The sequence below is a fragment of the Shewanella kaireitica genome (assembly GCF_023284045.1).
Lineage (GTDB): Bacteria > Pseudomonadota > Gammaproteobacteria > Enterobacterales > Shewanellaceae > Shewanella > Shewanella kaireitica.
Window position 1 is genome coordinate 264,524 of the sequence record NZ_JAKIKQ010000005.1, and the last position, 15,150, is coordinate 279,673.

The 15,150-nt window shown below is 47.2% G+C and carries 2 protein-coding genes; both read right to left on the bottom strand.

Annotation, left to right across the window (positions count from 1 at the left end):
- Positions 1-180 precede the first annotated feature (180 nt).
- Entirely contained in the window at positions 181-14,949 is a 14,769-nt protein-coding gene (locus tag L2730_RS09790; RefSeq protein ID WP_248974418.1) for a VCBS domain-containing protein, read from the bottom strand.
- The coding region (locus L2730_RS09795) for a hypothetical protein (protein WP_248974419.1) at positions 14,916-15,150 on the bottom strand (235 nt) is incomplete at its 5' end. The genes L2730_RS09795 and L2730_RS09790, both read right to left, overlap by 34 nt.

A 15,150-nucleotide genomic window follows, 5' to 3' on the forward strand; every position in this document is an offset into this window, starting at 1 on the left:
GCTATCTTCCAAGCTGAGCGAGACAACTTGACGCACCTGGGGAGAAACTATGGTCATTAGGTCTAACATTCAAGCTCGCTAAACTAGTTTTTTGATGGAATGAATTGACCTATTCATTTAAAAAAGCAGTGAAATTTACCACTGCTTTGTTGGTTTAATCGCGGTTCAGGTTTAGCTAGGCTAAAGTTGATTGTGCATGTCGTTTAACGCTTGGTGTAGTAAGTCATCATCGTTTGCTTGGTCGACCGCGTGATGTTCAACTGCATAATCAAGAACAGTTAAATCATCATGATGTAAGCCATGTTTATCGTCATCATCTAGTGGATTATCGAACGCATCGACGTGGTTGGTGTCTAGCATGTCAGCATCGGGTGCAGTACTTGTTAGCTCTTGCACATTAGGTAGCTCATTCATGGCAGAGCTATCTGTTTTGACTGTCAGATCTTGCTGGTTCATACCCACCATCTGCAAGTAGTGATCGATGGGGGCACTTGCTGCGGCTGCACTTACTGGCATTGGTGATAATGGTTGTGACTCAGGCTCTATCTCAGCTAGAACTTGAGCTGTTGCTTCATCGGATGATTGTGTGTCTTGCCCTGTGCTATCTTGCTCAGCGCGAATTGCAGCATCATCAACCACTATATCGTTTAAATCTACACTGATCTCAGCAATGGCATCACTTTGGGGCACATCATGGGCATCTGCCGCGGGAGGAGGTGGTGGCGGTGCAGGATGACTAAAGGTTGGAGTTACCGTCATATCAAGTACTTCAGAGCCTAAAGTGAGCTTACCGCTATGGCCAGGACCACGGCTCAATATGCTCACTTGAACATGCATGATGACATCATCATGATGTGAGCCCTGTAGCGCGACTTCAAACCTATCCTCATGCACGCCAACATTTTGCGCCGAACCATGAGGACCTGTATGAGTGTTAGCATGTTCTTGATAATTCAATTGTCCCGTTTTGGGGTTTATCGTCAGTGTGCCCCATTGGCTGGTATAGCTAGTTTGATAGTGGCCATTAACCAGTATTTTCCAGCCCTGCTGAGCTGTAGGAACAGGGGTTTGTGTTGGTATTAAGGTTGGTACGCCCAAAGAGGCACCAATATGGTGACTCCCAGGCGGAGCGGTTACGACGATAGGCTCAGGCTTAGCGCTTGCAGCAATATTCAGGGCTGAGCTAACGTTGCCATGCTCATCGGTCATAATCGCTCTGACAATACTACTCGGTGCAATTTCAAGGTCGATACCATGAGCTAAACTATTGGCATCGAGTACATGGTCAACGCCATTAATACTCAGGTGCTCGCCGACTTGGGCATCAGCTGCAGCATGCACTGTTGCGGTCACTGTTCCTGCGTGACCTTGAGCTATTTCGGATTTACTGTATGCGTTGTCACTGCCTGGGCTTTCAAAGGTAATGGTTGGCATACCGACTTGTGTGTCGCTGCTATAGTGCATTACTTGTGAAGCCCGCGCTGAATTGCCTGCGCTGTCAGTGGTTACAACACTAGCTGTTATCGATGAGTTCGATGCTAATTCAGTGCCTGCGATGTTGACACTAAAGTGGCCACTGGCATCAACGGTTGCACTATAGCTATGTTGCCCGACGATTAGACTGACACTATCACCTTGATGCACATCACCACTGACTTGACCTGTCACGCTGATATCCGCGCCACTCTCTTGTGCGTTAATCACATTATCGCTAGTGATAGGATCAAGTTGAATAGTTGCGCTGGCTTGAGTATCAATTTCAATATCAAGTACTGATGATACCGCAGGTAATATTGATGATGGTGCTAGGGCTTTAGCTGAGAGGTTGTGAAGCCCTTCAGCTAAGCTCGATAAGGTTGCGTTGTAGTCGCCGCTGGCATTAGATAACGCATGACCAACAGGGGTATTACCGTCATAAATCGTGACCTTTGAGAACGGAATATCAGTATGACCAGTGATGGTTGGTGTGGTGTCATTGGTTAAGTCATCATGATTGCTACTACCAGAGTCGCTAGTGGAGCTGAGATCGATACTGACGTGATTTGCTGGTGGTGTAGCCACAATATACCCTGCTGGTATTGTGTTACTGACTAAAGGCTGATTAGGAACACTACTACTGATGATAAGGGTACCAGCTGTAGTACTACTTACAGTGGCCTCGGCACTAAAGCTGATAAATTTGCTCGCAACGCCACCATGGTGATCACTCACTTGCACTTCAAAAACATCAACACCGCTATAGGTTGAAGTCGCAGGGTTGTAGTTCATCTGTGCGACAGAGTTGTTTTGGGTATAGATGTATGCGCCGCTGTCAGGGTCAATAGACAGGCTACCGAACTGTCCGGTTATCAGCGGCGCTGAGAAGCTAAGGGCATCACCCTTGTCGATGTCGGTCGCCACTAAATGCCCTTGAGTGTGGCTGGTTTGATTAATGGTGAGCACTGGTAAATCGTTAACGGCAGTTACGGTTAGCACGGCAGTATGGGCTGCGGAGTCTTGATGGCCGTCGCTGGCAACGTAGCTAAAATGCGCATCGCCATTGAAGTTTGCCGCTGGCTTGAAAATTAGCGTATCAATATCATTAGCGCTAATGGCTTGCCCTTGTGTTACAGCATGACCATTTAGCCACAATGAGCCCGTGCTCGGATCGGGCAGCAGATTAATGCTTAAATGATCAAATGCATCACTATCGCTATCTTGATAGCCAAAACTTGCCGCAGTAAATTGAAAGTCAGTATCTTCTGCTGTGCTGGCTGTGAATGTTTGCACCCTTGGCTGGTGGTTGGCATTGATATGGATATCTAGCATATTTTGACTATTGTCTTGATAGTCGCCATGGGTATCAACAACACGATAGATAAACCCCGGCGCGTCGCCACTGAAGTTTGGATCGGGTGTAAAGGTATAGTCACCATTACTGGCTATAGAAATATGACCAACACCTTTGATATCTTCCCCTTTTCCGACATGAACGGTCACATATTGATGGGTCGTTGGATCTTTAAACTGCAGATCTTGTAATACTAACTGCGCACCGTCATCCACGTCGGTAGCACCTTGCAGTAAGTTACCCGTTACGGGTCCACTAAACTGCGCTGAATTGGCATTAAAGCCATGGATTATGGGTTTATCGCTGGTTCCGACTATAACTACTTCAGCTTGCTGGCTTGACTGGTGAGCAGAACTACCAGCACCTTCTTGCAGTTGATAGTTGACCCAAATCTTGTGTTGAGCACCATTGGCAAGGTGATCATATGCTGCATTAGCAGGATCAACCTCTAGAGTATGCCCATCTGCGGCAAGGCTAAATCCAGCAGGAACTTGGCTGCTAAAAGTGACGCCATCGGTAGAATATTGCAGCTGAATAATGCCGTTACCTTGAATTCCTGCGAACAGATCTAACCCCTGCACTGTGCCAGCTTCTTGTAGTTGTAAGCTTGGGGTATCGCTGTGCCCATGTATGGTAATTGCTATGGTTTGGCTAGCAGTACCATCGGGTGAAGTCACCGTTATGGTATCGGTTAATTGCTGCCCAGCGCTCAACATATTAACCAAGGGCGAAGCGTTATTAAGTGCATAATGCCAACTGCCATCTTGATCGACTGTGAGCTGACCATATTGGCCGGATATTTGAGTATTTGTGGCAAATTTATCTTCGCCAGCATCGGGATCGACCAAGGTCAACTGGCCTGATATCACGCTGGTAGCCGAATCTTCAGTAATTGAAGCGCTAGTACTTGATTGTGTCTGTCCATCAATGGTGGCTGCATCATTGACTGGGCTAATATGCAGCGTGTTGCTTGCTTTAGCTGAATTTGCATGGCCGTCGTTAACGGTGTAAGAGAAATTCACATCACCATTAAAGTTATGTGTTGGCACAAACTGTAGTTTGCTTATATCGCCTGCCGCAATCACCTGATTGGCGCTAATCGCTTGGCCATCCAGCATAAATTTACCCTGCAACGGGTCGGGTAAGTCCGTTATGGAAACTGAATGTAGCGCATCTTTGTTATCGACATCAGTGAAACCAAACTGACTGGCCTGCATTTGATAGCTGATATCTTCACTGCCGTGAGCAAGTGTGTGAACACTTATGGAGGGAGCATCGTTAGTGCCGACCACATCAACGGTAATATTATGGGTATCGCCACCTCTTGAGTGCACTTGGTAAGTGACTTGCACTGTTTCACCTTCAGCAAGATGATTTAAGTTGGCATTAGGCACCGAGTAGGTCCAATCGCCCGCGCGGCCGATACTTAAATGGCCATGCAAAGGATCGCTGACTGCATGTACATTACGACTGGCAACAAACTCGCTCTCATTAGCATCAGGGTCTGTGACATTGAGTACTCCAGACACAGCCACACTCTGGTCTGCATCTCCTTCCACATGTCGATCTTCTTTAATCGCGCCGCTGTCAGTGCCGCTGAATGTGGCGGCATCGCCGACTGCTGCGAGGGTTGTTGTAGCACCTGTATGAGTGATGCCGCCGTGACCATCTTTAACGTCATAAGTAAACTGCACTTGGCCGTTGTAATCTTGCTCTGGTGTAAATACAAAATCGCCATCGGCATTGATTGCTATAACTCCATGATCAGCCTGCAGGTTTTCAATGCTCAGTTTGCCTGCATCATTGGTATCGACATCAATAGTGTTAGCTAGTAAATCTGTAGCTGTTAGGGTGATTTTGTTATCTTCTGTCCCTGAGTGAAGTGTTACCGCAGAGGAGCAGTAAGGACGGTCATTATCGCCATGAATAGTTACTACAATGTCATGAGTTGTGCCGTCTGCTGACTTTATTGTGACAGTATCGGTTAAGCTTTGCCCTTGACCGAGTTTATCAATTGTTCTGCCCGTTGAATCTTGCCCTATTGATGCGTAATAGCTCCAATCGCCATTGGTTTGTAATATTATCTGGCCATAATTACCATGGTAAATGCCAGTTTGAGCGTGGGCTTCGCCGCTATCTGCATCGTTGATATTTAGGTGACCGTCGGTATGGATCTGATCATTCCAAAGCTTACCAATATTGCCATGTTGATGATCGGGCGAGCGATCGTTCACACTTCCACCTGAAATACTGCCATCAACGGCGGTAAAACTATGTCCTTCATGTACGTCGCCAGTGCTATTACCGCTAAATGTTGCGGCATCTTGTGAGGCTGTTAAGGTCAGCCCAGCCTGAGTATGGGTGACACCACCATGGGCATCTTTGATGTCATAGTTAAATTGCACAGCACCGTTATAGTCTTTTTCAGGATGGAAGGTAAACGTACCGTTTGGATTAACTGTAATAGTGCCATGATCTGCAGTTAAATTGGCAATACTGAGCTGGCCTGCATCATTGTCATCAACGTCAGTGGCATTGGCTATTAGCTCGGCTGTACTCAGTTGTATATCGGTGTCTTCGGTGCCCGCAGCCATTTGTACTTGTGCTGAAACCACGGGCGCATCATTGGTACCATGGACAGTGACTGTAATATTCTGATGTGCGCTACCGTCAATAGATTCAACGGTAAAGGTTTTCTGATAACTTTGACCTGCACCTAGATGTTGCAACTTGTCATTGTCTATGGTGTAAGCCCAGTTACCTCTGGCATTAATAAAGAAATGGCCACCTTCAGGGGTCGTTAGATTTTGTGCAATAAAGCCTGCTTGATCATGATCGGGATCGATAACATGTAAATTCCCGCCGCTGTAAATCTGATTCGGCGTACTGCCTGGGGAGAGGTTGTCTTCATAAGCATGCTCATTAAAGCTTGAGTACCGGCCGACTTCTATTCTGGCTTGGTTATCTTCTCCTATTACTTTAACCATGATGGTCAATGTTTGGCCGTCGCTAGTTTTAACCTCATACGGGATCTCCAGCGACTCACCAGTGTGCAAGCTGCTGATAAGATCATCTGCATGGCGATTACTCGCGCCTTCCAACCTAAATTGATATGAGCCATCGGACCAAACATCGAGATTACCAGGGGCAAAACCTTGGCCTAAATATGTTCCACTAAGTTGGGCGAAATGGGTTTTATCACCAGTATCGGGGTCAACAAGCTGTAAGTTGCCCTTGTAAGTTTTAAACTGACTATCGAGGGCTTGGGTTTCTGTTAGTTGAATAACATTAGACACAAGTGTCGCTTTGTCATCGGTCCCCTGAATCGTTAAGTTTGCAGTTTGTTGGCTTTGACCACCATGACCATCATTAACAAGGTATGACACTGCAATTTTAAGTGATTGACCATTGGCTAGATGATTATAGGCTGGGTCTGTGGCATCAATCATTAAGGTATGACCGTCAGCGGCTAATGATAATCCTGATGGTAATTGTGTTGTGCTAGGAGACCCATCGATAGAGTAAGTCAGTTGCTCGATATGTAGCGTATCGCCCTCAATATCTGTTGTGCCAGTTAGCAAGTCTAGGTAATGACTTGCGCCTTCTTTGATGCTGTCGGCTAACGGTGAAACATCAGGGTTATCATTGACTGCAGAAAGACTGGTAGATGCGCTTGTATGCGTGACGCCGCCATGTCCATCTTTCACGTCATAGGTGAAATGGACTTGACCGTTATAATCTTTTTCTGGGCTGAATGAGAAACTGCCATCTTTATTGTGCTTAATCGAACCATGGTCTGCATGCAGGTTTTCAATAGTTAGCAGCCCGACATCATTGTTATCGACATCGACAGTATTTTGTAGCAGTTGCGCTACAGTGATAGTTTGGCGAGTATCTTCACTACCTGCATTTAGAATCACTTCTGACGAACAGTAAGGTCTGTCATTACTTCCGTGAATGGTGATAACAATATCGTGCGAAGTGCCATCTTTGGAATAGACGGTCACAGTGTCAGTTAGCGATTCTCCTTTGCCAAGTTGATCAATAGCAGAGCCTCTATTTGTGGCATAGCCACCTTTTCCACGTATGTTGCCAGCGTCAGCATAATAAGACCAATTACCATCTTCTCGTAGTAACAAATCGCCATACTTTCCGGCGTAATTATATCCAATACCCCGAGAGTCAAATGCAGATTCATCAGTATCAAGATCATTAATATTCAGTGCACCACTGGCATAAAGAGGACTATTTCCTAAATGACTCATCCCTGGTTGTGCATAATCTGGGGACATATCTCGACCTGCAGTGCTTTCGATTAAATCTCCAGTATCGACACCACCAATAATAGCGGCATTATTGATCCCAGTAATGCTAATGGTAAGGTTTTGAGTCGAACTGGCATTATGCTCGTCTGTGACCGTTACTGGTATTGTAATGGTTTTGGTGATGCCAGAGGCCAACGATTGATAGCTGGAATTACTGGGGTCGAAACTATAGCTTCCGTCTGAGTTAAATATCAATCCATCAACTGTGGGAGTTGAGTAATGGAGTGTTGCGCCAGTATCAATATCTTGACCAAGCATTTGCCCATGTAAGAGGGCACCGCCTTCAATAACTGTATGGGATTGGGCTGCGATAGTCGGTTGGTCATTGGTTCCGTGCACGGACAATTCAATGGTGTGGGTGGTACCATCTGCTGAACGGATCACAACCGAGTCTTGTTTAACTTCACCTTCTGCCAAATTTTGAATATGGCGATTGTCCAAGGTATAAGTGTAACGGCCATCCCGCATTAGCAATACATGACCACCTAACTTTGTGTCATAACCAATTCCTTGGTAAGTTTGCGGGCCTATATTGGGATCAAATTGAGCTTCACCTGTATCAGGATCTTGGATATTGAGTTGACCGTCATAATGCAATTGATAGTGGGTATCGATATAGCCACGATCTTCTGTGACGCCGCGTAAGTTAGGGTCAGTTTGAGCATCGGTAATCACGGCATTATCTGGAGATGCTGCTAGGTTGAATCTAGCTTGGGTACTTACGCTGCCGCCTTGTCCATCTACCACGTTATAAGTTAAGCGAACTTCACCGTTATAATCTTTATCAGGAGTGAAGCTATAACTGCCATCATTGTTGTCGATGAGATGACCATGGCTTGCTTGTAATTGGTTGACTTGTAGAGTATCTGTAGCATCAACATCGGTTACATGTGTGAGTAAGTCAGCAGTTTTTATAGTCACAGTTTTGTCTTCTGTACCTGCAGCTAGTTGCGTCCAGGAAGAGACAACTGGTTTGTCATTGCTGCCCGTGACATCAACAGTAATTCTATGTGCTACAGCAGCACCAGAAGAGTCAGTTGCTGTTACCCAAAATGATTCTTGCTGTTGCTGACCTGTAGCCAGCTTATCTGCCGCACCTGCTGTTGAATTATCTAACTGATAACTCCAGTTACCATGCTGATCAATCGATAAGTTGCCGAACTTTCCTTGAGGCTGACTACCCCCCCATGTTATGAGGTCTGTTGAATCAAGATCTGTTGCAGTAAGGGTTCCAATGGCATTTGCTGTCCCAGTAACATTTTCGCCTTGTTCAAGAACGCTTGCCGAAGAAATTCCTGAAACAATCGGTCGATCGTTAGTACCATCAATGCGGATGATCAAGTTTTGCGGAGCACTTTGGCCGCCATTGTTATCGGTAGCTGTCACCGGAATGATCAGGGTTTGATGCTCACCAACCGCTAAATGGTTGAAGCTCGGATCGGTGGGATCCAGTGTGTAGCTGCCGTCGGTATTGAGAACAAAGCCTGCGTGGCTAAAGTTGGTGGCGAAGGTTGCAGTATCACCATGATCGAGATCGGTGGCTGTGATTTGCCCGCTGATCTTAGCTGAACCTTCATCAACAGTCTTGGAGCTGATATGGGTCACTACTGGGTTATCATTGGTGCCGTCGATACGGATGAGCAAATTTTGTGGCGCACTTTGGCCACCATTGTTGTCGGTCGCAGTCACTGGAACGATTAAGGTTTGATGCTCACCAACTGCCAAATGATTAAAGCTTGGATCGGTGGGATCTAGTGTGTAGCTACCGTCTTGATTGAGGATAAAACCCGCATGTTGATAGCTGGTGGCAAAGGTCGCAGTATCGCCATGATCGAGATCTGTTGAAGTAATTTGACCTGTGACTTGTGGATCGCCTTCATTGACCGTTCTCGATCCTATATGGCTAACCACAGGATTATCATTAGTGCCGTCGATCTTGATGATTAGGTTTTGTGGCTTACTTTGACCATTATTGTTGTCGGTAGCGGTCACTGGAATGATCAGCGTTTGATGCTCACCAACTGCTAAATGATTAAAGCTCGGATCGGTGGGATCCAGTGTGTAGCTGCCGTCTTGATTGAGGATAAAACCTGCGTGGCTGAAGTTGGTGGCAAAGGTCGCAGTATCACCATGATCGAGATCGGTAGCAGTGATCTGACCGCTGATCTTAACTGAACCTTCATCAACTGTCTTGGAGTTGATATGGCTAACCACAGGATTATCATTGGTGCCGTCGATCTTGATGATTAGGTTTTGCGGCGCACTTTGACCACTATTGTTGTCGGTCGCCGTCACTGGAATGATCAGCGTCTCATGTTCACCTACCGCTAAATGGTTGAAGCTCGGATCGGTGGGATCTAGTGTGTAGCTGCCGTCTTGATTGAGGATAAAACCCGCATGTTGATAGCTGGTGGCAAAGGTCGCGCTATCGCCATGATCGAGATCTGTTGAAGTAATTTGACCTGTGACTTGTGGATCGCCTTCATTGACCGTTCTCGATCCTATATGGCTAACCACAGGATTATCATTAGTGCCGTCTATACGGATGATTAAGTTTTGCGGCGCACTTTGACCACCATTGTTATCGGTGGCTGTCACCGGAATGATCAGGATTTCATGCTCACCAACCGCAAGGTGATTAAAGCTAGCATCGGTGGGATCCAGTGTGTAGCTGCCATCTGCATGTAAAACAAAACCCGCATGAGTGAAGCTAGTGGCAAAGATCGCGCTGTCACCATGATCGAGATCGGTGGCTGTGATCTGCCCGCTGATCTTAGCAGCTCCCTCATCCACTGTCTTGGAGCTGATATGGGTCACTACTGGGTTATCATTGGTGCCGTTGATCTTGATTATTAGATTCTGCGGAGCGCTTTGACCACCATTGTTATCGGTAGCGGTGATGGGGATTATCAGGGTTTCATGCTCACCAACCGCCAAATGATTAAAGCTTGGATCGGTGGGATCTAGTGTGTAGCTACCGTCGGTATTGAGAATAAAGCCTGCATGTTGATAGCTGGTGGCAAAGGTCGCGCTATCGCCATGATCGAGATCGGTGGCTAAGATCTGCCCGCCGATCTTAGCTGAACCTTCATCAACGGTCTTGGAGCTGATATGGCTCACTACAGGATTATCATTGGTGCCGTTGATCTTGATAATTAAGTTTTGTGTTGCACTCTGACCGCCATTGTTATCGGTGGCTGTCACCGGAATGATCAGGGTTTCATGCTCACCAACCGCTAAATGATTAAAGCTCGGATCGGTGGGATCCAGTGTGTAGCTGCCGTCGGTATTGAGAACAAAGCCTGCATGGCTAAAGCTGGTGGCGAAGGTTGCAGTATCACCATGATCGAGATCGGTAGCAGCGATCTGCCCGCTGATCTTAGCTGAACCTTCATCAACTGTCTTGGAGCTGATATGGCTAACCACAGGATTATCATTGGTGCCGTCGATACGGATGATCAAGTTTTGCGGAGCGCTTTGACCACCATTGTTGTCGGTCGCCGTCACTGGAATGATCAGCGTCTCATGTTCACCTACCGCTAAATGGTTGAAGCTCGGATCGGTGGGATCAAGCGAATAGCTGCCATCTGGATTGAGGAGAAAGCCTGCGTGACTGAAGCTGGTGGCGAAGGTTGCAGTATCACCATGATCGAGATCGGTAGCAGCGATCTGCCCGCTGATCTTAGCTGAACCTTCATCAACTGCCTTGGAGCTGATATGGCTGACCACAGGATTATCATTGGTGCCGTCGATCTTGATAATTAAGTTTTGTGTTGCACTCTGACCGCCATTGTCATCGGTAGCGGTCACTGGAATTATCAACGTTTGATGTTCACCAACCGCCAAATGATTAAAGCTTGGATCGGTGGGATCTAGTGTGTAGCTACCGTCTTGATTGAGGATAAAACCCGCATGTTGATAGCTGGTGGCAAAGGTCGCAGTATCGCCATGATCGAGATCTGTTGAAGTAATTTGACCTGTGACTAGTGGATCGCCTTCATTGACCGTTCTCGATCCTATATGGCTAACCACAGGATTATCATTAGTGCCGTCGATCTTGATAATTAGGTTTTGTGGCGTACTTTGACCATTATTGTTATCGGTCGCCGTCACTGGAATGATTAAGGTTTCATGCTCACCGACTGCAAGGTGATTAAAGCTCGGATCGGTGGGATCGAGCGTGTATGAACCATCTTGGTTTAATACAAAACCAGCGTGAGTGAAGCCCGTCGCAAAAGTTGCAGTGTCGCCATGATCGAGTTCGGTGGCGTTGATCTGCCCGCTGATCTTAGCTGAACCTTCATCAACTGTTTTCGAGCTGATATGGTTCACTACTGGATTATCATTGGTGCCGTCGATGCGAATGACTAAATTCTGTGGCGCACTTTGGCCACCATTGTTGTCGGTCGCGGTCACTGGAATGATTAAGGTTTCATGCTCACCAACCGCCAAATGATTAAAGCTCGGATCGGTGGGATCCAATGTGTAGCTGCCGTCGGTATTGAGAACAAAGCCTGCGTGGCTAAAACTGGTGGCGAAGGTTGCAGTATCACCATGATCGAGATCGGTGGCTGTGATCTGCCCGCTGATCTTAGCAGCTCCCTCATCCGCTGCCTTGGAGCTGATATGGCTGACCACAGGATTATCGTTAGTGCCGGTGATGGTGATGCTTAATGTTTGCTCTGTGCCATCGATGCTATGAACCAGCAAAGTATCGGTAACGGTTTCGCCAGTTTTTAGTTCCTGAACTTGGGCGCTTGAATTGTTGGCGGTATAGGTCCAATGACCGTTATTGTCGATGCTTAGCTGGCCATATTGGCCTTGAAGCGAATCGGCGGTGAACTGGTTTTCACCACTATCTGGATCCACCACGGTGAGCTGACCATCGGCTCTTAATGTATTGCCGCTGGCTAAGTTTTTATCTTCAGTCAGGCTTGCAGTGGCAGTACCCGCGATCACCGCTTTATCGTCAGTGCCGTTGATGGTGATAGTGACTTTCTGCTCAGTGCCATCGACTGAATGCACCAATAGCGTATCGGTAACGGTTTCGCCAGTTTTTAGTCCCTGAATTTGGGCGCTTGAATTGTTGACGGTATAGGTCCAATGGCCGTTATTGTCGATGCTTAGCTGGCCATATTGCCCCTGCAGAGAACTAGCGGTGAACTGGTTTTCACCAGTATCTAAATCGGTCACGGTGAGCTGACCATCGGCTCTTAATGTATTGCCACTGGCTAAGTTTTTATCTTCAGTCAGGCTTGCAGTGGCAGTACCCGCGATCACCGCTTTATCATCAGTGCCGTTGATGGTGATAGTGACTTTCTGCTCAGTGCCATCGATGCTATGAACCAGTAAAGTATCGGTAACGGTTTCGCCAGTTTTTAGCCCCTGAACTTGGGCGCTTGAATTGTTGGCGGTATAGGTCCAATGGCCGTTATTGTCGATGCTTAACTGGCCATATTGGCCTTGCAGCGAATCGGCAGTGAACTGATTTTCACCACTATCTAAATCGGTCACGGTGAGCTGACCATCGGCTCTTAATGTGTTGCCGCTGGCTAAGTTTTTATCTTCAGTCAGGCTTGCAGTGGCAGTACCCGCGATCACCGCTTTATCATCAGTGCCGTTGATGGTGATAGTGACTTTCTGCTCGGTGCCATCGACTGAATGCACCAATAGCGTATCGGTAACGATTTCGCCAGTTTTTAAGCCCTGAATTTGGGCGCTCGAATTGTTGGCGGTATAGGTCCAATGGCCGTTATTGTCGATGCTTAGCTGGCCATATTGGCCTTGAAGCGAATCGGCGGTGAACTGATTTTCACCGCTATCTAAATCGGTCACGGTGAGCTGGCCATCGGCTCTTAATGTATTGCCACTGGCAAGGTCTTTATCTTCAGTCAGGCTTGCAGTGGCAGTACCTGCGATCACCGCTTTATCATCAGCACCATTAATGGTGATAGTGACTTTCTGCTCGGTGCCATCAACTGAATGCACCAATAGCGTATCGGTAACGGTTTCGCCAGTTTTTAGCCCTTGAACTTGGGTACTGGAATTGTTGGCGGTATAAGTCCAATGGCCGTTATTGTCGATGCTCAGCTGGCCATATTGGCCTTGAAGCGAATCGGCGGTGAACTGGTTTTCACCACTATCTAAATCGGTCACGGTGAGCTGGCCATCGGCTCTTAATGTATTACCACTGGCAAGGTCTTTATCTTCAGTCAGGCTTGCAGTGGCAGTACCAGCGATCACTGCTTTATCGTCAGTGCCGTTGATGGTGATAGTGACTTTCTGCTCAGTGCCATCGATGCTATGAACCAGTAAAGTATCGGTAACGGTTTCGCCAGTTTTTAGCCCTTGAACTTGGGCGCTCGAATTGTTGGCGGTATAGGTCCAATGGCCGTTATTGTCGATGCTTAGCTGGCCATATTGCCCCTGCAGATAACTAGCGGTGAACTGGTTTTCACCACTATCTGGATCCACCACGGTGAGCTGACCATCAGCTCTTAATGTGTTGCCGCTGGCCAAGTTTTTATCTTCAGTCAGGCTTGCAGTGGCAGTACCCGCGATCACCGCTTTATCATCAGTGCCGTTGATGGTGATAGTGACTTTCTGCTCGGTGCCATCGACTGAATGCACCAATAGCGTATCGGTAACGATTTCGCCAGTTTTTAAGCCCTGAATTTGGGCGCTCGAATTGTTGGCGGTATAGGTCCAATGGCCGTTATTGTCGATGCTTAGCTGGCCATATTGGCCTTGAAGCGAATCGGCGGTGAACTGGTTTTCACCACTATCTAAATCGGTCACGGTGAGCTGGCCATCGGCTCTTAATGTATTGCCGCTGGCTAAGTTTTTATCTTCAGTCAGGCTTGCAGTGGCAGTACCCGCGATCACCGCTTTATCGTCAGTGCCGTTGATGGTGATAGTGACTTTCTGCTCAGTGCCATCGACTGAATGTACCAATAGCGTATCGGTAACGGTTTCGCCAGTTTTTAGCCCCTGAACTTGGGCGCTTGAATTGTTGGTGGTATAAGTCCAATGGCCGTTATTGTCGATACTTAGTTGGCCATATTGACCTGAGTAGCTATCTGCTATGAACTGACTTTGGCCTGAATCCGGATCAGTAATTATTAACTGGCCTTCTGTTCTCAATTTTTCGCCACTCGGGGTTAGAGATACATTGAGATCTTCTGTAATTGTTCCTGTCGATGTGCCGCCAATTTGCGCTAACTCATTGCTGCCAGTAACTTGAACTGTCACCAGTTGAGTAACAGGCTGTCCTGAGCTGTCTGTGGCTATTACGGTAAAGGTTTCAGTTGCTATCTGACCTTGGTTCAGTGCTTGTGTTGCCGGGTTTTTATTGTTGAGTTGATAATGCCAAGTGCCAGTATCTGGATCTATGCTTAGCTCGCCAAGTTGGCCCAGCCCATTCGCGATTGACCAGCTGGTATTGTCACCCGTATCAGGATCGGTTGCGATCAAACAGCCTGAAGCGCTGTCTATAGCACCGTTTTCATTGAGTGCAGCGTGGTGTACACCTGAAATAGTAGGTAGGTCATTGCTACCTTCAACTTCAACTGCAAGCGTAGTTTGAACGTGGTTGCCATCGCTATCCGTTGCCGTGACGATAAACTGTTCGGTGTGGTGTTCATTTTCTGCTAATGCATTTGTTGTCTGTGCGGCGTTATTGAGTTGGTAATGCCACTGTCCAGTCACTGGATCGATATTAAGTGAACCGAACTGCCCTTGTGATTGGTTAATGCTCCAGTTTATTTGCGCAGAATTATATCCTTGAGCATGCAAAACACCTGTAACTGTGTCAGTACTAGAATCTTCTTTAACTTGTTGTATTTGTTGTTGACTATCAACAGATAGAGGCTTTTCATTAGTGCCAGTGCCAGTGCCAGTGCCAGTGCCAGTGCCAGTGCCAGTGCCAGTGCCAGTGCCAGTGCCAGTGCCAGTGCCAGTGCCAGTGCCAGTGCCAGTGCCAGTGCCAGTGCCAGT